The organism is Phascolarctobacterium succinatutens YIT 12067 (assembly GCF_000188175.1).
In the GTDB taxonomy this organism is placed as follows: domain Bacteria; phylum Bacillota; class Negativicutes; order Acidaminococcales; family Acidaminococcaceae; genus Phascolarctobacterium_A; species Phascolarctobacterium_A succinatutens.
In genome coordinates, this window is sequence record NZ_GL830854.1 from 1 (window position 1) to 23,859 (window position 23,859).

Sequence of the window (23,859 nt, forward strand, 5' to 3'; positions counted from 1 at the left end):
TTTGAATTGAATTTGCGCAACTTATTATACGTCATCCTTGCATGTGTAATAGCTGCTTTTTTTGTTGGCACGAAAAACTTTAAACAGATTATCATTATACAATGAGCATTTAAATTTTTAAACACAAAAAAACTGATTGACTTCCGCAAGTTCAATCAGCATTTTCATTCTATATATTGTTCCAACATAATTTATGTTGGTGCCGCGGAGGTGAACCATGACAATCAGATACGGTTTTACATTGCCTTCGCCAGCCACTCACCCATGATAGCTACATCTTCAGGCTCCATATTGGTAAATCAAAGCTTAAGGTTTGATACCCCTTCTCCTCCGCTACTTTGGCAAAAGCTTCAGCATATTCCTTATAACCCTGCTTACCATGCACATAAATATAGATTTTATCAGAAGGCCCTCCCCACAGCACCGCAGGAATGCCTTCTGCAACAATCTTTTTCATTATCATTTCTTAATATTACCTTTCTAGTGCTCCCTTCCAACGGGAAATGCCGCCAAAGTCCTTCACGTCTTTATAGCCCAAGCCCCGCAAAGCATCGGCAGCGATGGCACTACGGCGACCGCTACGGCAATAAACGATGATGGCCTTTTCTTTCTCAGGCAACATTCCAGCCGCCTTTTGCTCCACCTCGTCGTAAGGCAAAAGCACCGACCCTCCAATATGTCCTTCGGCAAATTCTTCCGGAGTACGCACATCCAAAAGTACAAAATTTTCTTTCTTAGCTAGTTTAGCCTGCAGCTCCTCATAGCTAACCAAACCGCTTTTGCCACCGCCAAAGCCAAAAATGAACAGGCCTACAACCGCAAGCGCAGCAATAACTAAATATTTACCCATTTAAACATCATCCTTTTACATTTTTATTTAATAATTTAATTCGGTTTTTTCCGAGTCGTTTTTATCCGAATTAAAACTACAGTTTTTCGAAGTGCTTTTATTTACTACTTTTCAACCAAGCTATAGCTTTCCTCTAAAAGCCGCTGCACTAACAGCGGATATAACATGTTACCTCACTCCTGGAAAAGAATCAACGTACTGAATTTTGATGTCTGGGAAGGAATCTACAAACCGGATAGTAAAATCAGGAAAGGCGTCCACAAACTGCCACTGACCTATTTTATCTGGAAAAGAGGAAACCTTTTGTACCTTCAAGTCAGGGAAGGATTTTACAACCTGCACCTTGATATCAGCAAAGCTCTTTACTACCTTAACTTTACCGCACAGCTTAAGACCGCGTCAATTTACTGTAGGAATCAAAAAGGCAGACTCCACCAATTTTGTCTTACTAATTAAGTTATTCGAGCTTGACATGCCATCTAACACCTTTTATTGGCAGATAAACCCATAGAGGCGGGGTCGCGTTTTCTTTTCAAAAAATTCGGCGTCGTCTGTTTGCTGTGCTCTGAAATAACGCAAAACCAACAGTTTCATATAATTATATACCCTTTCCAGACGCTTTTAAATAGGTTTTGAGCCCCGATTTTCTCTAGTCCACATGTTACTATGCATTTAGTATTTCACTCAACGTCCAGAAGAAGAAAAAAATTTTTAGAGCTTAAACCGCAAACACTGTGCCCACCGCAGGACATTACTTTTTGTCCACTGTATAGCTACAAATATAGTATATTTTTATGGGTAACCTGTAGTTACCGAAAAGAATGTTCGCTAAAAAGCAATGAGCAGCTGGTTGCTCCTTGCCAAGCTTTGCTTGCTCCTGCTCTTGCTTGTTCAACCTATATTTGCTTACTAGCCAATACGCCACGCAGCCACCCACCAACAGCCGGCAAAAAACTGTGGCCCAGCCCTCACCGAAAATGAGCTGCCACAAAAAGAACAGCACGCAAATTATATTAAAAAGATCACACCAAATAACCGCAATGGTCTGAATTTGATTATTAATAATCAGTCTTTATCAAAGAATATGTAAGTAAGGGCATAGAACAACACAAAAGTATAAAACAGAAAATAAATTCCAAATACAAATTTGTCTTTTGAAAGCCTATTAAAATCATCAACAACCAAAAATATATAGCAACTTATTATTATTAAACTAAAGCTAATTTTACATTTCATTGTATAAACTTCCTTGCATATAAAATACTTTATTTATTGTTTATTTGGCAAGCATAATTCACTAGCTCCAATTCTGCAATAAACTTGTCATCCATGATAGGGCCTTACCTTTTTATAACCCAGAATTTGCGTTCCACACCAAAACTACCCTTATCAGAAGCATGGAAGCCAAGGCTTGTACAATACCTCTTATACAAGAGGTCAAGCTCACCTTGTTTTGGGTAACTGTTTATTCACTTGCAAGTATAGTTCTTTTCCAATATCATCCTCTAAAGTATAGCTCTTTCCTCTTACGATGGACTTCTTCCAATCAGATGGTTCTTCAATCAATTTATCAAAGAAAAACACATCTTTTAGAATTATACATCCTATTGTTTCTTCATTCTTAACATTATTTTTTTCCTTAACCCTTTTCAGTGAAGCACACATTTCGTCAAAAGTAGCAGCACCATTACCAATCCCATATTTCTTCCACGCATCTGACATAGTTAACCTTTCAAAATGTGAGAAATATCCGCCACCAACAACTTCCCCATTAACTCCGCTATTTTTCTTCTTATGCAGCTTAAATAAAAATAATTCTCCAGCTTCAAGTACCTTGAATGACGTTGAACCAGGTGTCCAGAAGTTAATATACATTGGTAAATTGTTGTTTTTGTATTGTTCTTTTAAATATAAAAACCAATTTGTATCAGTAACTCCTACATACAATTTCGTCATAACATCACGTCCTTATGGATAATCAGCTCAATTTTGTTTTTCATAGATAGTTGCACTCAAACACAGATCCTTTAGAAAAGATAGTTTTCAGATCTTCATATGTATTGGGAACAGAGTACTCTACATCAAATATCTTCTGATACGGAGGACCATCTTCGTCATCCGCACCTGTATTAAGTTCAGAAACCAACATCTTTAACGCATCATCTAAAGTTGTTTTATCTGTAATTTCAAGACCAGTTGCATTCCACCCGGTCAAAACATCCCCTATCCACACCTCTACATCCTGTTCATATTTACCAATACAATATAAAGCCCATGGCTGTACTCCATTCTCATCGAAGTTTTCGGGCCTTAATAGTATACGCTCAAGAATAGCCCAGAACAACTCAGACTTAGTAAATTTTCCATATGACACATCCTGTAGTAAGCCATCTAAACTGCTCTTCATTGCCTCTATGTACGAAATAGCCTCATCGATGGAATTGATTTCACAATACTCGATTTCATCATTATCTTCATCAAAATACAGACTCTCATCTTCTAAAAATACACTGCCACAATTGCTCACAAGATAAAGTCTTTCCGAAAGGATTATTCCTGTTTTATCATAAATGATTCGTTGCCAATCCTTGTCTATGAGGGCCAGCCTTTCAATTAATGTGTCGATATTATTTATTGCCTTCATCTTTTTTCATCTCTTTCTGCTCTTTCCAGCGTTTATATTCGGCCTTCATAAGAATAGTTCGACACCTTCGGCTCCCAGCCAACCTCAAAGCCGTTAAAGGCAGCACTCTTATACATCTCTGGCAAACGCTCGTCCCGATAGCCATCAAAATCTGCCTTAAAGACCTCCACCAATAAGGGCATACGCAGAATCTCTTTATTCCTCGTAATAATACCGCCCATATACTGGGGTCCAGCCAACTTATCCTTTTTGCTGCCATTACAATTCTTGCAGGCCTGCACAAAATTCCACGCCTTATCATCCTTCACAAAGGACCATGGAATAAAATGGTCCACCTCGCAGCTATTGTTTAGCTCGCAGCCACAATAAAAGCATCTATGATTATGCAAATCCTCCAAAAGCAGCTTGCGGTAGCGGCTCAAATCCGTCCTCTGAGAGGAATCGTCCAAGCAGCCTGCTATATCATAGGATACCTCCTTGTCATTGACGCTCTCCAGAAATTTGATCCACTCGAAATAATTCAGCTTGCCGATGATATAAGCATATTTCAACAGGAACATATAGGCAAAATAGTTGAATTTGATATGGGTCTTCTGCTTATCAAAGCCGTAAACAATAAAACGAAAATCAGCGCACAGAGCCCCCACCACATTAGTACTGCAATACCTTACAGCTCCAGCAATAAGCCTATCACGTTCCACCTGGGTCAAACGTTCAAAGGGCATCTCCGGGCAGGCCATATTCCTTTCCTTAGTCTCTTCTATGAGCTTCGTAATTAACGCTCGGCCCTTGCGAATCTGATTCAGATGATGCTTCACGATCAGGTTCCAGTAGATTTCTGTAAAACGGGCGAAAATGTCCACCATGGACAATTCTAGGTTCTCATTCACATTATAAATATTGTCTAAAATAGACTTAAAAAAGCAAAACTTGTAACTAGTCGTGAACCTTGCCCGCGTACTAAACAGATTATTTATAGCGCTCCACAGCTCATCATCGGAATGATACGCATTGTTTATGGGAGACTCTTTTAAATCACATCCAGGAATAGCCATCACAAACTCTCCTATCTACAGCGCTGCTTCGTGAGCAGCACATTCAACCATTTTTCTTCACCCCTGCCGGGACGCACATCCCCCGTAATCCACAGCTCTTTGACTACCAATCCGCCCACTTCCTTGAGCAGCCTTGCGAGGCCTTCTTCATCTAAATCCGTAAAAAAGCGACCATTGCGCTCTCCGGAAAATTGACCGTATTTAAAGGATGTATAAATCACACCCTCGCCCTTTAGCGCACGTACCATTTTCTGCATAACAACGACTAAATCGGCCCACTCCAAATGCAAAATGGAAGCGCAGGCCCAAATGCCATCGTATTTTTCCACGGCCTCCAGCTCATCGAAGAGCAGCTGCTTGACGCTTATGCCGGTGTACTCGCTGGCTAATTTGCACAGCTCCGCCGAGCCATCCGTAGCCTCCACCGCAAAGCCGCGCTCCAAAAAATACTTGGTATCGCGACCACTGCCGCAGCCAAAATCCAAGATGCTGGCTCCCTTTTCCAGCTGCGCCAAAAAACTATCTTGAGTTATATGAAAATTCACCGCCACCGTGCCTTGAACGAATTCTTGGGCGCGGGCGTTGTAGTAGGAAAGAGTATGATTGTCAGTCATTATTGTGTTAATCCTCATCTGTAAACTATTCTATATTTTTAACTGTATTAGGTATTTTCCCCTTATCATCAATGCATTCGTACTTTAGGTAAGATTGAACTAATAGGCTTCCAATAACACCAGCATATTTCAACGGCACAGTTAGAATAGCAGCCGGCTCACCATTTATATTCTTCGTAACTACTATATAGTGATTCTTACTATGGTCATGTCTCTCAAAAGAAACCTGGAAGTCATAATCACCATCTGTCAATGCATAGCCCAAATCTTCAAGTTTCTCGAACCCTTTCATGTTGCACCTCTTTTTACAAATCAGATATAAATCTTCTCCACAGGATAGAGTTCCAACATCTTAGTCAGCTCGGCCCTGCAAATCAACTGCACCCCGTTGGCATTAGCAAGGTCAATCGCACCGCTAGTAAATCCTTTTGCATTAGTGATTACCACAGGTTTAAAACTACATGAATGAATATCCTCATAGTATGATAAAGCTGTTTTTATCTCTTGCACTCCATCCTTACCAATATTACTCTGATAGTTCTTCGTTTTCTTACATTGTATCAACAAATTCGGCTGCTTTGAGCCACTAAACACAGTTACATCAGCGCCATTATCATTACTTTCACTAGTTCTAACGCTTAACATACCTGCCTTTTTGTACAATGCTTCAATAATTTTCTCAAAAGTAATACCGTCCACTGCATCAACAGCATGGATATCATAGGTTATGGTCTGAACATTGATTCCACCGAAGGTTTTCGTGATTCCCTCAAAGATATTTTTACCATCTTCAGCGCTATCCGCTGTTGGGAACAGTGCCTCTTCGCTAAGTTGTCGCTTGAATTCCAATAGTTCATCTAATTTATTGTCAAAGGAATCCAGCCTTAATACTGGATGCAAAGCCATAGGAATAACCACTTGAACATCTTTAGTCTGTCCTATTCTATAAGCTCTATCAGTAGCTTGATCCTCTTTAGCGGGATTCCAATGTCTACTTAAATGAATAACATGATTAGCGCTAGCTATGTTTAGTCCCATGCCGGCGGCCAGGGGCGAAAGCAACAAAACGCCAAAGCCCTTAGATTCATTGAAAGTATCAACAATTGATTGCCGAATCTCTCCTCGCATATCTCCATTTATAGGAATTGGAACTTTAATCTTGAAGAAATCTTGAATAACAGTCCTCAAGATACGTTGCATCTTTTTGCTTTCAATAAAAATGAGTATTTTTTCGTTATTGTAATAAGTATTTACCAACTCACTAAATGTCACCTTTAGCCTAGCAGAGCTATTGAATATCTTAATCGCATCTTCTTTACTAATGCTACGCTCATCTATGGTACCAATATCTGGAAACAGGGAAATATCCCTTAATTTAGCAATAATCTCTAAGGCAGTATTTGTAGTTACACTTTTATCCATGGCTGATGCTACAATACTTTCATATGCAAGTTTTTGTTGCACCGGCATAATCTCTGGCTTACGAATGATGATCTTTTGAGGCAGCTCAGGCAAATATCCCTCCTTGGATAATTTGCTCTTTAATCTTCTCATAAACAAGGGGTTTAAAGCATCATTCAGCTTATGCCCTAATTCCTTTATTAACTCTTTATCACTATTATCTTTCTTGATCTTATTGACATAGTTTTGTTTAAACTCACTTAGACTACCCAAATTGTAACCAGGTGCAGCGAAATCCATAATACTCCAAAGATCAACCCATGTATTCTCTACTGGAGTACCCGTTAGACAAAGACCAAAGTTATATTTCATGGCTTTGCTAGCTAAGGTTATCAATGCAGTGGGGTTCTTTATCTTTTGAGCTTCGTCTAAAACCATTACTCCCCAGTCAATTTTACCGAAAGCAAATTGATGTATACGTAGAGTTTCATAGCTCGTTAATACCAAATGGTCCTTAGCTATGCTTTTCAAGCTATAGCTTTCTCCCTTGCGATACTCCTTGATAGTCTCGCTATCTAGCATAACAACACCCTCAAAGGTATCTGCCTTTAAAAACTTGCTATATTCTTCTTGCCAATTAGCTAATAAAGAGACAGGGGCCACAATCAAAACCGAATGATTTTTATCTTTTGCCAAATGTTTCCTAGTAAGAGCTATGAAGGCAAGCGTCTGCAAGGTTTTTCCAAGGCCCATATCATCAGCCAACAATGCTCCTTTATAATTGGCATAGCAGTTAACAAGCCATTCTAAACCCTGCTTCTGGTGGTTCAGCAAAGTTATCCCGTTATTAAGGCAATTATCTACCTCTGCGATGTCAATTTCTTCAACCGTATCTATTTCAGCATTATAGGAAATATGCGAGAAATTATCTTTAATCAAAAGAACTCTTTTTCCGTTCTTTTTAGGCTTTACTTTTGTACCAGCATCGTCACCATCTGAGCCATTGCTACCAGTAGCAGTATTTGCTCCGCTCTTTTTTTCAGATCCATCACCCGTTGTATCTTTCCCGTCATCACCTTCTGGATGATTTACACCCTTAGACTCATCATCTCCAGCCTTGTTCTTGGCTTTAATCTCTAAGTAGTTCTCAATTTCTGAAATAAGCTTAGCAGTTATAATGTATTTTTCTCCCTGATAAACGATAAAATCTATGTTCTCATTTCTAGCATCATATACCAAGGCAGCTATTTCATCTACATTTTCAAGAGTAATTTCTAGATTCTTTACTTCATTACCACTATTAAACGCTGTACCTTCAGGTGGTAGCCAATCTATACCTGATTTGCCGTTAGACTCAGTCTTATACTTATACTCTCCTATTTCAATTACACGATCTGAATAATCAGCAAGGTTAAAATCAAACACCGGAGAAAAGAATACACTTCCTGGAGATTTTAAAAAGTCCTTCGCTTTTTTCTTGGGTATCCTGTGCTTTGCTTTTATCTCCTTGAGCGCTTCCTCAACCTCTGGTTTTATGACATAAAACACACCTGTACCGTTGTAGACAGTCTTTACATTATCTCTAGCATCAAAACTTTTTTGGAAGTCCCCGTTAAAGGGTATTTCTTCCCCATTTTCACCCATGATAATAGGCGCAATAATAACATCGCCATTCTTTTCAAAATGAGGTAATATGCTAAGTCTTTTAGGTACGACTACTTTATTTTGCTTTAGATAGCTATCTAATTCTGCATCAATTTCCTCGGCTACTTCCTTGATATCTGCAAAATTCAAGAAGTTATATCTTGTCAAATCCTCTACTTCATCAGTTGATGCAAGCTTTTTATTGCTCTCTTCCACTTTCTTTACTACAAGATATTGCCCAATATTAAAAGTGTACTGTAAATCTGCTGATATTCTGATATGCGCTCCGGTGACAGTAGGATTAATAAAGCTGTTCCCATTAGGTTTTACAAAATCTACAATATAGCGTAAGCTTCTATCAACTAGAGCCCCATTAGCACTAATCCTGAGACGATAAGGAAAGATTTCTGGCAAATCCAAAAGAGCTCTTTCATTTGTTGAAAGGGCAGCAATATGCTCATGGGAAACTATATAGCAATCCTCTCCAATAATACTAGCCTTACCCTCTGAGAACATCTCTTCAATTTTGCTTACTTGAGCAGCTTCTCCTTCTGAACAATTAAACTCAAATCCATCATCTTTTACTTCCCAGAACATTTTTAACAACGCTCCTTATATTCACCAATCTTTCACAGTCTTAATAACATGCATATACTGGGCAATGAAGCTACCAACCTTTTTTTGCCAATTATATGTATCAGAACTACTATGCACCCATCCATCTTTAGGGATTCCATTTTCTAAATGTGTAATTCCAGTACTATTATTTAATTTTGCTTCTGAAATATTTGGCTCACCTATCTTAAATGGACTCAGATTTCTCTTCCAAACTTTAAGGGTTCCATTATGACTTCTTTCAACAAAAATGTAATCACCTATTACAATAAGGATGCAACTCTTATTTCCTTGGCCAAAAGCAGAATAATTACCACTCGTCATATTAGCCCTCTTGGCAAGGTGTTTTGCAGATGTTCCGTAGCATACCCAAACCATTTGAATGTGTTTTTTGTAAGATTTCCAAAACCTCTCCCTATACATCCACATATTTCTAGCTGTGTAATCAGTTAAACTATCTCCTATTACTTTAAAGAATGCATCCAAATCATATTGAGACAGCCAAGTTATGAAAATATCAGTAGCTTTTTCTCCAGCAATGCTCCAGCGCCCAAAATAGCCTATTCCTAGCCTTGGATCACCCATAAAAGCAAGCGCTTTCGGCCTTATTATTTCTTTGTAGTGTTCTCTTTCACTCCCATTATGAGCTTCAATCTGAGTTATGAGTGAAGCAAAAATAATCGGCAAAAGTTCAACAAAAGCATTTTCCAGTCTACCATATATTTTGGTAAACAAATCCAACTTGCCTTTAAGGCTAACAGTGGTATTACTCATACCAAACAGGCCCTTGATGACTTGTGTTACATAATTTGAGTACATTAGTGATCTAGAAAAATGCAATGAATCAAAATACTCAAAAACACCTTCTGAAATACATTTTTTTTGGACAAAATCGATACTAGTTGGATTAAAAATGAATGAATTTCTTTTCATACATAATAAAAATGTATCATTCTTTTTATATGCTCTCAGTTTTTTAACTATATCTACTCTTAAATCCGTAATATGTTTTATATTGCTATACTCATTAAAATATACAAAAATCTCTCGTTTTAAAAGAATAGCTGAATTAACACTCTTGATTTCTTCTAGCAACAAACCATATAATTGACTATTCCTATTTGCGGCTAATCCCAAAAGAAAAGGGAACTTTTTCTTATCTCTCAGAGCCATTGTGATTACTCGACCAGCTTTAAAGGCAGACAGCACCGTTTTCCATAATTCGGCTATCCCTTCTATTTTTTCGTCATTATGCTCTGCCTCTGCTGCATTTAGCTTTTTTAAAAGCCTATTCAAATGCAATGGTTCTGGAAGATTTAGCTTCAGTACCATTTCAAAATCAGCTTTTATAGCATTTAATTGTCTAGCTGTATCTAGAATATTACTCATTTAGACAACAAATCCTTTACCTCTTTTTTGATACTACTATCCCCTTTGGGTGGTACCATAACAAATCTAATATCTATGCGACGATTTATACTTTTCTCCTCTTTACTGGTTTCGTTTTCCACAATCCTACGGGTGTCCGCGTACCCACTACATGAGAAAATAGGGAATCCATTATGATTCTTAATCTCACCTAATGTTTGAGTTGCTCCATCCGGACGAAAAGCACTCATCATTTCCCATGTCCTTACTGCTCTCGCAGTAGACAGCATCCAATTATCTGGATAATCAGAGCGAAAACTAGGTAAGTCACTATCAGTATGTCCTTCGATAAAGATAGTCTCAACAAGCTCTTTATACTTTGGTTTATCCCCTCTGTCTTTATTTAAGACTGTATATAAAACCTCACTAATCTGTTGGACATTCTCTTCTCCAGCTTCGGGCTTTGCTCTGCCAGGGAGAAACTTCAGTGCTTTATCGTGCAGTCGCAACACATCATGTGTTTTATTGATTTCCACCATTATGCCACGATTATTCAGCTCTTTGTGTATTTCATTTAATAACGCTACTCTTTCATATGATTTGTCAGCAAAATCACTTTTCATATTTGTGTATGTTAAAATCTGCCAACTAAGTATGAGTATAAAAATTGCTAGTAAACCAGCCATCAAATCACTAATACTGAGATTAAATGTATCGGAAGTAGCAGGCGATAGGCCTTTCTTATTTTTCATTTACCAGACACCGTATCCTTTAATTCTTAAAGTCATCAATAGCTTCCTGTAATTCCTCAATCAATCTAGCAAGTTGACCATAAGCGCTAGCCAGTTTATCAGAATATGCATTTAAGCTGTCAATATACTGTTGCCTTACAGATTGATTATATTTCATTAGATTATCGCTCACAGTACCCAATATCTTATTTAATTCATTGTTTACACCAGAATACTGATTAGAAGTTTGCGCCAATGTTTCTTTTACACGAGCTATTTCTTGACTAATATCTCTCATATTGCTCGTATTCTGTTGAGCTGTTGCGTGCAATTCGCTTACACATTGTTTTACAACCTGATTGTAATTATTAGTTGCGTTCAAAACTGCATCCATATGCTTTCCTAATTCTTTACCAGCATCATTAATAGGACCAGCTGCTTGAGTAAATTTATCAGCAGTATTTGCTGCTCTTGTCATAAGCATATCAACTTGTGTAGTAATCTTAGCCAATAACGATTGTTGCTCTGCCAATCCAGCTTTTACTTGCCTAATAAAGTTAATGGTTTCTTCATTTTCGGCTTTGTTCTTAGCAGCGTAATCATCCATTATACCTTTAATGTCCATCTTTACAGAATTCATGGAACCTGCAAAGCTATTAGACAATTGCGTACTTGTTTCACTAAGAGTATTGCTTTGGTTGTGAGTTTGTTGTTCAATTGCAGCAAGTTGCTTTTCAAATCCAGCCAGCATCGCAGAAACTTTGGCCTCCAGGTTACTTGTAATACTGTTAGCGGAATTTTGCATATTACCTTGCTGCTTCTTAGTCTCCTCAACCATGGAAGCAATGCTAATTTGAATGCTTTCCACCATAGTGGATATACTTGCTTTCAAGTCATCGTTTATCTTTTCGGAAGTATTAATCATGCCAGATTGTTGTTTACCCATTTCGTTAACCAATGCAGCAACCGTATCTTGCAAGTCCTTAGCAACTTGATTGCCTACTCCTTGTAAATTTTCACCTTGGCTTTCCAATCTATCTACAACTCGATTGATAGCAGAAGTAAGGTCGCTATTTACACTGCCGCTGGTTTCTTGCATTTGAGCCATAACTGCTTGCAGATTGGTATTCATCTGCTGCAATGTATCTGCAAATGCAGTTAATTCCTTGCTTGCACCGCTCTTGATACCATCTGCAATTGCACTTTGGCCACTGGAACTCAAGGTTTCAATTGCGTTCTGTAGGCTAACAAAAACTGGCACAAGATTTTCTTTAATCTGTTCACCAATAGCATCACTAATTACACTAGGCAATTCCTCCGACATAAAGCTATTGACCTGAGCTAACGTGCTGTCCATGTTTTTAATATTATCAGCAAAACTACTAGAAGAGAGCTTTTCCTCCAATGCATTACCAATTGAAACAGCCAAATTAGTACTAAACGCTTTAAACTGAGTTGCTTGTTCCAAAGAATTTGCATAACTCATCGCTAATAGTTGTTCACCATTTCTGGCAACGAAAAGTGATTCTAACTCATTAGACAGATTCGTAATAGCTTGTGATAACTTATCTGTAATATGCTTATGTATCCAATTGTAGAATAAAGCAAAGACAATACCGCACAAGGACGTTATAAAAGCAGTACTCATGCCACTAACCAAATTTCCTATTTCTTCATTTGTTATGTGTTCCAAATTGATTGTACCCAAACCAACAGATAGGCCAACAAAGGTACCAAGTATTCCCAGACCAGTAAAAACGCCACCAAGATTCTGCCAAAACATGGCATTATACTGACTGGTAAGATTATTATAGTTAAAATAATTATCTGCATCATCAGTAGTAAAGACCACTGTTTTACCATTTATATCCTTCATAAAAAAATGATTCTTTTTATAACCCAACCATGCAGATTTAAGCAAATCGCTCTTTATAAATATATTCTTTATATCCTCATAATTATCACTAGCATTTTTAATTTCTAGTTTCCCTATTTTTTCTAATGTATCATTTATACTTATAATTATTAAATCTTGCTTTTTGTAGAAATTTTTCCAGTATCGATACATAACCACAAGCATTACTACAACAATACCAATTGTCAATATAATAGTAAACGAATTCAATGATAATCCCACTGCACTTAAAAATGATTTAATCATACAGTATTTGCTCCTTTTGGGTACACTTCACCCATTATGATATCGTCAATATTTTATCACAAATCCATCAAAAAATCACCATTACAGCACCCATGTAACACTTTTCGCTATTTTTAGTGTCCATCATTGTAAACTTAGACATATTTTGTCCATCGATGACACCATCCTACGAATAATAATAAAGTAACAGCGCCCTAAATGTATTGTACACCGGAACGCTGCGTTCCATGTAACTGTGCAGGCAGCAATTAAATAATACCATTTAAGCAAAAAAGCCCTCATCACCTCACATACAAATTCACATTCTCTCTAAGCTTACCCAACATCTTCTTTTCATGTTCCTCGCAGAGATTTTCTTTCCAATCATTGTAGTCATCGGACGTTTCATCCCACATAAGGCGAAGTTTAAGGCTCCCTTTATCAATTGACTTTTCATACGTTGATTTTTTCTTTGCAGGATCCATATTAGAAAAGCGAGAGTTAATATGCCGTGGAACCAAGCACAAATTACCAAATCTATCTCCCTTGTTCCATTGCTGTAAATCATAAGGATGCTGTGGATACCAGTGCTCAACAGAATTACGGAACTCAAATTTAAAATCACTGTACTTTTTACCATCATTCTGCAAGTCTTCCCACCATAAAATGTAATCAAGATAATTAAATACTATGTGGGGAGTATCAATCCCCAAGTAGTATCATTTGAAGCTGCCCCTAGCTAAATTATCATACAGCATGGAGGTAAGCACTCCTTTCAAGGCCTTCTGTAGCAGCTTTTCATCAATACAGTTGTTGTAAAGGTAGTTGCCCACATAGCACACAGGCTTACCATCCTTCCGCATGTAAATAGCTATCGCACCTGGTGCACCGCAAGCACCCACCTCAGCATACTCCACAAAATCAATATCTTCATAATTTATTTTTCTCAAAATCTCATTATCCAGCTGCACTGCCTGCTCAGCTTCAAGTGTTTCATAAATCTTATTCAACTTCTCCTTCAGGTTCTCTTTATAAGCATCTATCAAATCACAGGAACCAAACTTTCTGAACCGAAAAGGGCGTGGTAGCAACCACCTCACCATTGGCATATTGCAGAGTAATCAGCACCCTTACTAGCTCAGTACCATGTATATCAGTGTAATATTCAATATAGCCATTTCTCTCGACGGTCAAGAATTTTACCACGCCCAGACCCTCCAGATAATCCACATACTTGCAGGTAATATCGAGGTCATCAGTCTCACCCAGCTCCACCATGCCAAAGGGAAGCACGCCGTTATCCTGAGACTCTATCTGCTTTACAAAGCCAAGTGCATTGCCTTTTTCGTTCGTCAGGCAGCTTGCACTGTGAGGTTCATGGCTTGCAGCTGAGCTCTCAATCTCGTCAACTATGGGCATAATCACGCCCATGGTACATTCCCCATTGCCCAAGAAAAGCTCTGCTTCAAAGGGTCTGTTATCCTCCAGCATCCCCTGCACATAACCAATATTATCAGCATTCACACAGCCCTTATGGTTACACACTGGGAAATTCCATTTACCAGCAAATGTATAACAATCGTAGCTCAGCTCATCAAACTCTTTGCCCGTCAGCACCTCGCGCCAATTACTATTTTTATTGGCTACCACCCTTTTATCCTCGTCACCTTTTGCAAACATGTTATAATTTTAGCCATGCTCTTACCTCTTTTCAAACTACACCCATTTGCTTTTTGTAAGCCATTCTTTTACCCATTTTTTAACCACCCACTACCATGAGTATACATCATGGGTGCGTCAGAACCTGTCCATCTTCTCCACCCCAGCGACAGGCGGTAGAAAAATTTAATTAACAAAAAATCCCTAAAGTACCAATCCCGAAGTTTCCAAAAACCTCAAAAAACACCACCATCTGCCCTATTAATAGTTTCTTTGAACTCCTTTGAAATTTTAGCCAAAAAATTTTCTCCACTCACAAAGACATTCCACATTGTTAACTATTTATTACGGTTATTGTTTTATAATTTTAGAGAAGATATAACTTATATCTTTAATCCAGTAGAAAGGATGTCAAGAGAAAATTGGCAACATATTTTGTACGGATGTCAACCGGACACAAGGGACAAGGAGCTAAAAGGCGAGACTATATTGCAAGAGAAAAATCTTTCTCCGGCGAAAAAATCAAGCAGGAACTTGTTGCTACCGAAGACTTCAATCTACCGTCATGGGCCAAAAACGGCAGAGAGTTTTTTGAAGCTGCCGACAAATTCGAAAGAAGAAACGGAGTAGTTTTCAGGCAACTGATTATAGCACTCCCCTGTGAACTGAGCCACGAAGAAAACATCAAAATTGCACGCAACATAGTCCAAAAAATTGTAGGTAACACCAAAGCGGGAACCTGGGCAATCCACAGTAAGCCTGCTTTTACTACGAACAAAGAAAATATCCACATGCATCTGATGTACAGTGACCGTATCCAAAATCCTAACCTCAAAGAAAAACCTAAAGAACTATATTTTATAAGATACAACGCTAAACATCCTAATGAAGGGGGCTGTCTAAAGGACAATTCCTTGCAAGTGGGCCGAAGGAAAAATCCAGTTATGAATAATATAAGAAACCAAATCGCAGAAGCGATCAACGAAGGATATAAATGCGCAGGACTTGACATAAGAGTATCCGGAAAAACTTTAGAAGCGTAAAAAGCTGAAGCAATTTCGGAAAACGATTTAGACAAAGCAGAACTTTTAGATCGCAAACCCTTCAGGCACATCGAACAAAACCACTGGCGCAAAATGCAGAAAATATTCGAAGAGTCAACTGCGATTGATCACTCCAAGCCTATCCCCATCCAGCTCAATAATGAACATTGGGATATCTTCAAGCGGGTAATAGACTTTGATATAAACACTGCAGAAGAACTATTAAACCGTTTGGAATATCAGTTCAAGAAATCAAAATACAAAGCCAACAAACTTAAAAAAGCTGCAAAGGCTGCACTGATAGAAACCGAAGAATTTATTACAGGTACAGACCTCATAAAAGTTATAAACGACATCGAAACAAAATCCAATATCCGAATCAACAATAATACTGCCTACGTAAATCTTTACAACAACATTTACGCCAACAAAGAAATTCGGAGCTTCATGGCAATGAACTTTGTCACCAGAGGACGTGTCAAGAAACTTAAAAAGGCAAAAAACAATCTTGAATCCTATATCTCAAAAAAGAAACATCTGAAGAATGAAAACAGATTGACGCCCAACGAAGAACACAGACTTAACCTCCTTATCAGAGCAACACAGGAACAAATCAAATACCTCGAAGACCAAATACTAAGTATCAAAAACAAACCGGTTGCCAAAAAACGCTACGATTATTTTTTAGCCAGACTAAAAAAATCAATGACAGATGCCAGAGAAAAAGCAACCAAAAAATACGAAGAAGCCAAAATTTTTAAGCTACTAAAAAAAGAAACTCAGGAGCTTAAGAGTAACATCAGCAATACAAATGAACAAATCCCTGAACCTAAAATTCTAAAACTTATCCAGGAGATTAACATCAAAGAACCTCAAAAAGCTATCGAAAAAATTATCCAAATTAAAAATCTTATACCTGAAGAATTTCAAAAACAAAAAGAAAAAGCACAAAATCAAAACATCAAAAACGAAGAACACAAGAAAGCAGTTCAAAGGCAAGACAAAGAACGTTAAGATTTCTAAAGCCAGCTGTTCCTTCCAAAGTAACAGCTTGGACTTTAGAAATTTATAGGTACTTAGATTCATAAAAAGAAATAGAATCAGGTTTTTCTCCGGAAAACGGCAAACAGACTGTGAGAACAAAAAACATGCCATCCTATGGGAAGAGCAGAATACAACCTTAAGCATTATTAACTCTATGTATGCCCACGGCAATACTTTTTGCCTTAATCGAGAAGGGAAACAATTGCAGCCGGAGTAAGCCCTCATGCCTTACTCCGGCTTTACTGATACGTCAACTCTCTCGTCAACAAAAAAAACGCCGAGTTATCCATATATATAATAAATATAGGAAGTAAAAAATAAAAAAGTTCACGCAAAACGAGTCGCTTTCTACATGTCAGCGGCTCGTTTTGTGTGTTAAGAAACGCAAAAACTAACAAACAAAGGAGCCAAGAAAATGAAAAACAATTATCAACTACCAAAACCAACAAATCCAACGATTAGCTACTGCCAAGCAAAAGCAATTTTCACGGCCGATGGCCGCCTCGAAGGTTATAAGAAAAATATGAAAATAACACGGAACAACTTTGTGCGCAAGTTAATCTACGAAAGGCAACATGGTATCTGTCCATATTGCGGTAAAAGGATGCTAAATATAAATGTGGGTACAGCAATCCATCATAACAGCTACGACAATAGCTGCACATTTAATGGTCCACTAATCCACATATATTCGCCGCAACCCGACGGCGCCATCCAAATCCAAGTGCCCAATTGCGCGGTATGCTACTATAAATATCCCTGCAAGTCCGAAGACTGCATTTCTGCCCTTGTTATGATTCATAAGGACTGTCACGAACTACTTCACGGTCACCTAGAAAAAGTCAAAACTCAAGACTAATGAGCACGCCTGCCTCACAACGATATGATGCGGGGTTAAGCGTGCTCAAAACTTACAATCAAAACGATTTACATATAAGAGGAGAATAAACAAAATGATCTATGGTTACGCTCGAGTATCGAGCAAGAAACAACTTCATGGTAATTCTTTAGAAGAACAAACGACAACATTAACCGCCAATGGTGCCATAAGCATAACCGCTGAGCAATTTACAGGCAAGACAACAAGCAGGCCAAAACTTCAAGCACTAATTGATTCACTGCAACCTGGTGACACGCTAATGGTTACAAAACTCGATAGGCTTGCAAGAAATGTTACGGAAGGTATTGAACTCATTCGTGCTCTATTTAAAAAAGAAGTTAAAGTACACGTGCTAAATATTGGCTTATTAGAGAATACTTCAATGGGCAACTTCTTCATCACTACCATACTTGCCGTAGCTGAACTAGAGAGAAATATGATCCTTGAAAGAACACAAGCAGGCAAGGAAGTTGCCAGGACCAAAGCTGGCTTCCGAGAAGGGCGACCACCTCTACCCAAAGAAAAAATTAATTTGGCCCTAGATCTCCTTACAAACCACTCATATAAAGAAGTTGAAACAATGACAGGCATCAGTAGAGCCACGCTTGGGCGGTACAGACGGAGGGTAAAAAAATGCTAAAGCTTCCTGTATCGTTTTTGGTAATATTCATCCCTACGTGCCAAGGAATAATCGTAAAATGTGTGGATTTGGACATAAGAGTATATGTCAAGGTCTTTCAACTAAAAAAAGCAACCGATGCAACGAAAGCCAAAATTATACAGCAAATTAACGCTTATAATCATCTGGATTATCATATCCAAGAACCAAAATATAGAATTGAGGATGTTCCTAACGGTGTTTTATTCTCTTTCTTAAGGATTGGAAAGGAAGATTTTATAGATATGGAGTCCTCACAAATCTCCCACACTCTCACTACTTATCGGGTTAATGCAAAAATAACCCCCCGTACAGGGATATATACAAAAAAATAACCCTGCCATCAAATGCTAAATTGTGATATATTTGTGAAATCTCGTTTTATTGCTGAAAAACCCCTCTAAAAGCACAGTTTACTTAACGGTTTCTTAACTTGCCAAAGATTATTATTAAACAAAAATAATAATAAGGAGGCACAAATGACTACGAATATCACAATTAACGAAACTGCAAATTACAAAAAGAGGCAGTGCAATGAACTTGCAGAACATCTCAGACATATGGGACTGGAAAAAGAAGCTTTATCCTTAAAAAACTGTTCTTCATTCATTACTTATGCCCTTTTTGAGGACTACAAAAAGGTAAGTGACATCCGGATGTGTCAAAAACGTTATTGCCCTATCTGCGGGGATATGCAACGCTCTCAGCACAGTCATAAAATGAGTACGATAGTCGATACTCTTACCCGCTACAACTCAAACTTAATCACGATATCCCTGGAACTTACCCTACGCAATAACAGTGTCGATCATATCAGAAAAGACATTAAAACTCTCAAAACTGCATGGAGTAAAATTGTTAAGTGCAAAGCTATTAAGCCCAATATAATTGGTTATGTGTATTATATACACCCTAAATATACTAATCAGGATGAATACAACGAAATGAATACGCACAACCATATGCATGTAATAATATTTTTTAAAGAAGTAGTTGAAGAACACTTAAAAGTTGAATACTGGACTGAAATCTTCAAGAGGACTGCCAACCTCCCTTACACCCCTTATGTACACCTAAGAATGTTGGAAAACAAAGAAGCCATCATTACCAAAGCAAATTATGCAGCCAAACCCCTTGAAATCAAGCACATTTCAAAAAAAGACATAAAAGTCTACCTTGAACAAATAAAAAAGCAACGGCTAATTACGATGAGCCAGTCATTAAACAAAATTTACAAACCACTCGCGATCAAAAAATTTACCGAACTTACAAGTGAGTACAAGGGCCGGGTAACTCAATATTGGGAGCAAGATCATTACCAATTAACCGAGGTTTAACTGTATATAATGTATTTTATTAATATTTAGAGGTGAAAAGATGGAAGAAAAATACGAAATAATAGCAAAATATTTACTAAAGCTTCTTTTAGAGTCTGAACCCCCCATCAACGATGAGGAGGCTGCGTAATGGATCGGGCTGTAATATACGCGCGTTACAGTAGCGATAATCAGCGCGAGGAATCCATTGACGCACAGGTGCGGGCCTGCAGAGAATACTGCAAGCGCAAAGATTATTTTGTCACCCACATTTACAAGGACGAAGCCAAAAGCGGAACCAAGCTTGCTGGCCGTGATGCCTATAAGCAAATGCTGGCGGACGTTAAAGAGAATTTATTTGATGTTATTATTTTCCACAAAATCGACCGCAATGCCCGCAATGAGCTGGATTATTACCTGACCAAGGATATGCTGGTTAAAAACAATGTGCGCTATGAGTACGCAGTGCAAAACATCGACGGCTCACCAGAAGGTCAAATGATGGAAAACATGCTTGTAGGTTTCGCCGCCTATTATTCCCGCAATCTGTCCAAGGAGACAAAAAAAGGCCTCAATGAAAATGCCCATAAATGCTTGTTTAATGGCGGTCTCCCTCCGTTAGGGTATGATATAGATCAAAACCAACGTTATGTCATTAATACCAAGGAGGCAGAAATCGTCAAGCTTATCTTTAAGCTGTATATTGAGGGAATAGGCTACAAAAAAATAGCAGAAAGACTACATGAGCTTGGATACAAAACGAAAACGGGCGGAGATTTTGGCAAGAATTCACTTTTTGATATTATTGGAAATGAAAAATATTGCGGAATCTATTCCTACAATAAACACCCTCGAGCAAAAAAAGGTAAAGGCCGCAATATGCATGCTAAATCTTTCCCCGAAGATTACATTAATATAGACAACGCCATCCCTGCAATAATCAGCAAGGAGTTATACGAGGCAGCACAAGCCCGCAGGCGACAAAACAAGCCCAGACCTGGAATATATAACGGGAAACGCCAGTATCTTTTAACGGGCAAAATTTTTTGTGGGCATTGTGGGAGTGCCATGGGAGGGCACACAATCACTCCCCGCAAAAAATCTTATAGTTACTATGGTTGCTTGGACAAAGATAGAACCCCTGCCCACAAATGCGCGCAGAAGCAGATTAATACTGAAATTGTAGATACAGCTGTAATCAATAAAATCAAGCACACTTTTCTCAATTCTGAAGCATTGTTGCGGATTGCAGATAAAATGCGTCAACAATACGCTACACTCAAGGATGATGTTGAGGATGAAATTCATGCTAAAACTTCTCAAATGACCGGCGCGATCAAACGCAGAAATAATTTGTATTGTCTTGTCGAACAAGGTATAAACGATGACTACACTTTAGGTAGGATTTCTGCTGTAAATGCAGAAGTCGAAAAATTAAAAGCCCAGATTGACAATCTTAAAGATAAAAAGAACCTTAAGGTGCTAACTGACGAGGCCATAATTAAAGCCTTTAAACTTTTTGAATCTAAAATATGCTCACTTGATACTAACTCCGCCAAAAAATTGTTAGTCGAATTATTCTTAATCAAAGTTATTGTTACTGACAAAAACATTGATATTATCCTAGATGCAGACAAAATTACTAATATGGTTATGGGCCAATAGCACATTGAAAGAACACCTGTTAAAAGGCTTTATTCTTGACACGGACCTTTAAAAAACAACTTTTAAACCTCAAGCAAATCCTCCATACCACAATTCAAGGCCTTAGCCAACCGCCAAACTGTCTCTGCACTAGCCTTATTGATATCTTTACGGCGTTGTTCATACATTTGGATGGAGCGAGAATTAACACCAGAAACTCTAGCTAGCTCATTTTGGCTTAATCCATTCGTACTTCTAAAGCTTTTAAGCCTTGTTTCTGGATAATACTCCTTCATTTTCGCATCAACTATATCCACGAATTTGCTAATGTCTGCTTCGTGTAAAGTATGATAGAGGCTTTTTAAATCGGCAAAGCTAATTGCCCTAAAAATCTCCCCGAATTTTCTGCAGGAGTACCATTGATAATAAGCTATCGCCCAACCAATCCAATATTCAGGAGACCGAGAAAATCTAGCCTCAGGTATTATTGGGATATATTTGCCGGTAGTTTCGTATACTATGTCTATGAGCACCTCTATGCCACTTTTTCCTTTAGTGTAGGCGGGCTCGCCATTGGCGATTTTTGTACTAATGGTGCTTACAACAAACATTTTTATAAAATCTTCTCCAGAGTAATGGCAAACATTGACGGCATAATCAAAAGCATCCCCTAACACAGCTTGGGCATTACTCAGATACATTTCTTGGTATGCGCGCATCGTCATTTTTTATGCCCCCTCTTATTATATCCTGTATATAGAGACCGTCATTTTCTTCTTCCAGTAGTTCCCAATACAATCTATTAGCTTCATCATCCCTATCCTTGCGCAATTGGTAGTAGCGCTCTCTTTCAGCTACGCTATAGCCTTGAAACTGCAATTTTGAAAAAGCAAAGCTAGATTTAACGACAATTTGCTCACCTAATTTTCCTAAGTGCATAGCCCTTGCTAATTGCTGAACCGAAATACCATTATTGATAAATGACTCTGCGTAATCAAAGTAGGAATCATCTGCTCTGTAGCCGATGATTAAGTCGTATGCATTCACGTTTACTGTAAAATTATCAATTAAGTACTGTTTAGCTCTTCTGGCCACAGGTGTTTTAACAGTGAAAAGACGATGTTCTACCAATATTGCTATCCAATTAAGAATAGTGTATTGGGGAGTATTAAGATTTAAAACATTTAAAAACTCTGTATCTAGCGTATAACAATTGGCGAAGCCATTGCGCATGGAGGACACAGCCCATTCCTTGGCTAAAGCTTCGCTAGCGGTGCAATAAAAACCCTGTCCGAAATCATTGTTTAAGCGACCTTTGCCATACTCCGGTTTTGCTATGATATTTTCAGAACCATGATAGATAGTTATAAGCTTATCCATAATTACCCCCTCTTTTATATCCTCATGGTTATTATATCACCAAAGTGATATAGATGCAATTGCTTTTGTGCTACTAACAAAATAAGAGCTAGGAGCGCGCTGTCTCCTAGCTCTTGTTTTTATCTTTATATATTTGTATTACCAAAGTGATATAGTTGTACTTTGCATACTCACAGCTCTTCGGCCTTATAAGCATTGTAGCCTTCGATATGATAACTTACGTCTAGGCCCTTCATGCAGGTGAGGCGGTCAGCAATGTTATTGGTCAAAGCCTTGCCGAGCACATGCTTGATTTCGATATCACGAATGGGGCTCCGCTCCATAGCCAAAAGATAATCCTCTTTATCCACAATGGACCAGTCAATGCACTGCCCCAGCTCCTTTTTCAGCATATCATCCAGCCAAATGAGCATGCTGCGGCCATTACCCTCGCGAAAAGGATGAGCAATATTCATCTCCACATACTTTTCCACGATCTCGTCGAAGCTGCCATGGGGCATGGCGTCCAAATGCTACAGAGCCTCCCGCAGGTACATCAAGGGAGCAAAGCGAAAGTTACCCTTAGCAATATTCACATCACGAATCTCTCCCGCAAAGCTATAGATATCGCGAAAAAGATACTCATGAATGAAAGGCAGTGTCGAAAATTTCCCGGCCGGTAGATTCGCCAAAGCATCACTCTCAAATAGTTTTATAGCTTGCATTTTGCTGAGTCGCTCTTCTTCCTTGGCCAGCTCCGCAGAATTAGTAATGCCCAATTTATTTTCTATGGTCATAGGAATCTCCTTAGTCATCTTGAGAATACAAAAAAACTGATTGACCCTCTAAGAATTCAATCAGCCTTCTTTACTTAAATCATTTATAAATGATAATAAGCGTATATCATTGTTTGGTGCCGCGGACCGGAATCGAACCGGTACGGGTATCACTACCCGAGGGATTTTAAGTCCCTTGCGTCTGCCAGTTCCGCCACCGCGGCAGACATAACTACTTAACACCTTTTAAGAAATAAAAATGGAGGCGACACCCAGAATCGAACTGGGGATAAAGGTTTTGCAGACCTCTGCCTTACCGCTTGGCTATGTCGCCTTAAAAGGTGGAGCGGAAAACGAGATTCGAACTCGCGACCCCCTCCTTGGCAAGGAGGTGCTCTACCACTGAGCTATTTCCGCA

23 protein-coding genes, 3 tRNA genes and 2 pseudogenes are annotated in these 23,859 nt (G+C 38.5%); 7 read left to right on the plus strand and 21 right to left on the minus strand.

Annotated features, from left to right (window positions below; genetic code table 11):
• Window positions 1-271: 271 nt before the first annotated feature.
• From HMPREF9443_RS01530 to HMPREF9443_RS01600, 15 genes and pseudogenes are all read right to left on the minus strand, one after another.
• Window positions 272-457, minus strand: coding sequence for a hypothetical protein (locus HMPREF9443_RS01530; protein ID WP_040564668.1), 186 nt, complete (start codon window positions 455-457; stop codon window positions 272-274).
• A 15-nt stretch (window positions 458-472) separates the two neighbouring features.
• Entirely contained in the window at window positions 473-850 is a 378-nt protein-coding gene (locus tag HMPREF9443_RS01535; protein WP_009144730.1) for a rhodanese-like domain-containing protein, read from the minus strand.
• A gap of 168 nt (window positions 851-1,018) precedes the next feature.
• Window positions 1,019-1,246 (minus strand): annotated as a pseudogene (locus HMPREF9443_RS11180) (hypothetical protein); the annotation flags it as partial.
• 1,047 nt (window positions 1,247-2,293) lie between these two features.
• On the minus strand, window positions 2,294-2,806 hold the full coding sequence (locus HMPREF9443_RS01545) for a hypothetical protein (RefSeq protein WP_009144733.1): 513 nt from the start codon (window positions 2,804-2,806) through the stop codon (window positions 2,294-2,296).
• A gap of 40 nt (window positions 2,807-2,846) precedes the next feature.
• Window positions 2,847-3,494, minus strand: coding sequence for a hypothetical protein (locus tag HMPREF9443_RS01550; RefSeq protein ID WP_009144734.1), 648 nt, complete (start codon window positions 3,492-3,494; stop codon window positions 2,847-2,849).
• 32 nt (window positions 3,495-3,526) lie between these two features.
• The gene (locus tag HMPREF9443_RS01555; RefSeq protein WP_230197132.1) at window positions 3,527-4,360 is read right to left on the minus strand and encodes an HNH endonuclease domain-containing protein; all 834 of its coding nucleotides are present in this window, start codon (window positions 4,358-4,360) and stop codon (window positions 3,527-3,529) included.
• Window positions 4,361-4,560: 200 nt separating this feature from the next.
• Entirely contained in the window at window positions 4,561-5,163 is a 603-nt protein-coding gene (locus HMPREF9443_RS01560; protein WP_148495303.1) for a class I SAM-dependent methyltransferase, read from the minus strand.
• A 25-nt stretch (window positions 5,164-5,188) separates the two neighbouring features.
• Window positions 5,189-5,455, minus strand: coding sequence for a hypothetical protein (locus tag HMPREF9443_RS01565; protein ID WP_009144737.1), 267 nt, complete (start codon window positions 5,453-5,455; stop codon window positions 5,189-5,191).
• Between the two features lie 20 nt (window positions 5,456-5,475).
• Complete coding sequence (locus HMPREF9443_RS10260; RefSeq protein ID WP_009144738.1) at window positions 5,476-8,805, minus strand: SNF2-related protein; 3,330 nt, start codon at window positions 8,803-8,805, stop codon at window positions 5,476-5,478.
• A 21-nt stretch (window positions 8,806-8,826) separates the two neighbouring features.
• Complete coding sequence (locus tag HMPREF9443_RS01575; RefSeq protein ID WP_009144739.1) at window positions 8,827-10,212, minus strand: EH signature domain-containing protein; 1,386 nt, start codon at window positions 10,210-10,212, stop codon at window positions 8,827-8,829.
• Complete coding sequence (locus HMPREF9443_RS01580) at window positions 10,209-10,943, minus strand: OmpA/MotB family protein (protein WP_009144740.1); 735 nt, start codon at window positions 10,941-10,943, stop codon at window positions 10,209-10,211. The genes HMPREF9443_RS01575 and HMPREF9443_RS01580 overlap by 4 nt, the downstream gene beginning before the upstream one ends.
• A gap of 19 nt (window positions 10,944-10,962) precedes the next feature.
• Window positions 10,963-13,083, minus strand: a complete 2,121-nt coding sequence (locus HMPREF9443_RS01585) for a MotA/TolQ/ExbB proton channel family protein (protein WP_009144741.1) — start codon at window positions 13,081-13,083, stop codon at window positions 10,963-10,965.
• 281 nt (window positions 13,084-13,364) lie between these two features.
• Window positions 13,365-13,775: an HNH endonuclease family protein gene (locus HMPREF9443_RS01590; RefSeq protein ID WP_009144742.1), complete on the minus strand. Its 411-nt coding sequence runs from the start codon at window positions 13,773-13,775 to the stop codon at window positions 13,365-13,367.
• Window positions 13,776-13,781: 6 nt separating this feature from the next.
• On the minus strand, window positions 13,782-14,072 hold the full coding sequence (locus HMPREF9443_RS01595) for a hypothetical protein (protein WP_148495304.1): 291 nt from the start codon (window positions 14,070-14,072) through the stop codon (window positions 13,782-13,784).
• 37 nt (window positions 14,073-14,109) lie between these two features.
• Complete coding sequence (locus HMPREF9443_RS01600; protein ID WP_009144744.1) at window positions 14,110-14,742, minus strand: hypothetical protein; 633 nt, start codon at window positions 14,740-14,742, stop codon at window positions 14,110-14,112.
• A gap of 401 nt (window positions 14,743-15,143) precedes the next feature.
• Here HMPREF9443_RS01600 and HMPREF9443_RS01605 point away from each other — a divergent pair, with 401 nt between their 5' ends.
• The 7 genes from HMPREF9443_RS01605 (at window position 15,144) to HMPREF9443_RS01635 (ending at window position 21,327) form a co-directional block, all read left to right on the plus strand.
• On the plus strand, window positions 15,144-15,764 hold the full coding sequence (locus HMPREF9443_RS01605; RefSeq protein ID WP_148495306.1) for a MobA/MobL family protein: 621 nt from the start codon (window positions 15,144-15,146) through the stop codon (window positions 15,762-15,764).
• Window positions 15,765-15,857: 93 nt separating this feature from the next.
• On the plus strand, window positions 15,858-16,778 hold the full coding sequence (locus HMPREF9443_RS01610; protein ID WP_009144746.1) for a hypothetical protein: 921 nt from the start codon (window positions 15,858-15,860) through the stop codon (window positions 16,776-16,778).
• A gap of 445 nt (window positions 16,779-17,223) precedes the next feature.
• Entirely contained in the window at window positions 17,224-17,667 is a 444-nt protein-coding gene (locus HMPREF9443_RS01615) for a hypothetical protein (protein WP_009144747.1), read from the plus strand.
• A 94-nt stretch (window positions 17,668-17,761) separates the two neighbouring features.
• Complete coding sequence (locus HMPREF9443_RS01620; protein WP_009144748.1) at window positions 17,762-18,328, plus strand: recombinase family protein; 567 nt, start codon at window positions 17,762-17,764, stop codon at window positions 18,326-18,328.
• Complete coding sequence (locus HMPREF9443_RS01625) at window positions 18,322-18,681, plus strand: hypothetical protein (protein ID WP_009144749.1); 360 nt, start codon at window positions 18,322-18,324, stop codon at window positions 18,679-18,681. Before HMPREF9443_RS01620 ends, HMPREF9443_RS01625 begins: the two co-directional genes overlap by 7 nt.
• Before the next feature lie 144 nt (window positions 18,682-18,825).
• Window positions 18,826-19,683 carry a protein rep gene (locus tag HMPREF9443_RS01630; protein WP_009144750.1) on the plus strand — a complete coding sequence of 286 codons (858 nt, stop codon included), beginning with the start codon at window positions 18,826-18,828 and terminating at the stop codon, window positions 19,681-19,683.
• 129 nt (window positions 19,684-19,812) lie between these two features.
• A complete protein-coding gene (locus HMPREF9443_RS01635) occupies window positions 19,813-21,327 on the plus strand; it encodes a recombinase family protein (RefSeq protein WP_009144751.1) in 1,515 nt (504 codons plus the stop codon).
• Window positions 21,328-21,389: 62 nt separating this feature from the next.
• Here the strand turns inward: HMPREF9443_RS01635 and HMPREF9443_RS01640 are convergent, their stop codons facing one another.
• From HMPREF9443_RS01640 to HMPREF9443_RS01665, 6 genes and pseudogenes are all read right to left on the minus strand, one after another.
• Entirely contained in the window at window positions 21,390-22,031 is a 642-nt protein-coding gene (locus HMPREF9443_RS01640) for a helix-turn-helix domain-containing protein (RefSeq protein ID WP_040564672.1), read from the minus strand.
• Complete coding sequence (locus HMPREF9443_RS01645) at window positions 21,994-22,686, minus strand: DUF3990 domain-containing protein (protein ID WP_009144753.1); 693 nt, start codon at window positions 22,684-22,686, stop codon at window positions 21,994-21,996. The genes HMPREF9443_RS01640 and HMPREF9443_RS01645 overlap by 38 nt, the downstream gene beginning before the upstream one ends.
• A gap of 170 nt (window positions 22,687-22,856) precedes the next feature.
• Window positions 22,857-23,462, minus strand: a pseudogene (gene fic / locus HMPREF9443_RS01650) (protein adenylyltransferase Fic).
• A 114-nt stretch (window positions 23,463-23,576) separates the two neighbouring features.
• Window positions 23,577-23,665 (minus strand) — tRNA-Leu (locus HMPREF9443_RS01655).
• A gap of 36 nt (window positions 23,666-23,701) precedes the next feature.
• Window positions 23,702-23,775: transfer RNA gene (locus HMPREF9443_RS01660), tRNA-Cys, on the minus strand.
• An 8-nt stretch (window positions 23,776-23,783) separates the two neighbouring features.
• Window positions 23,784-23,858: transfer RNA gene (locus HMPREF9443_RS01665), tRNA-Gly, on the minus strand.
• Between the last annotated feature and the right edge of the window lies 1 nt (window position 23,859).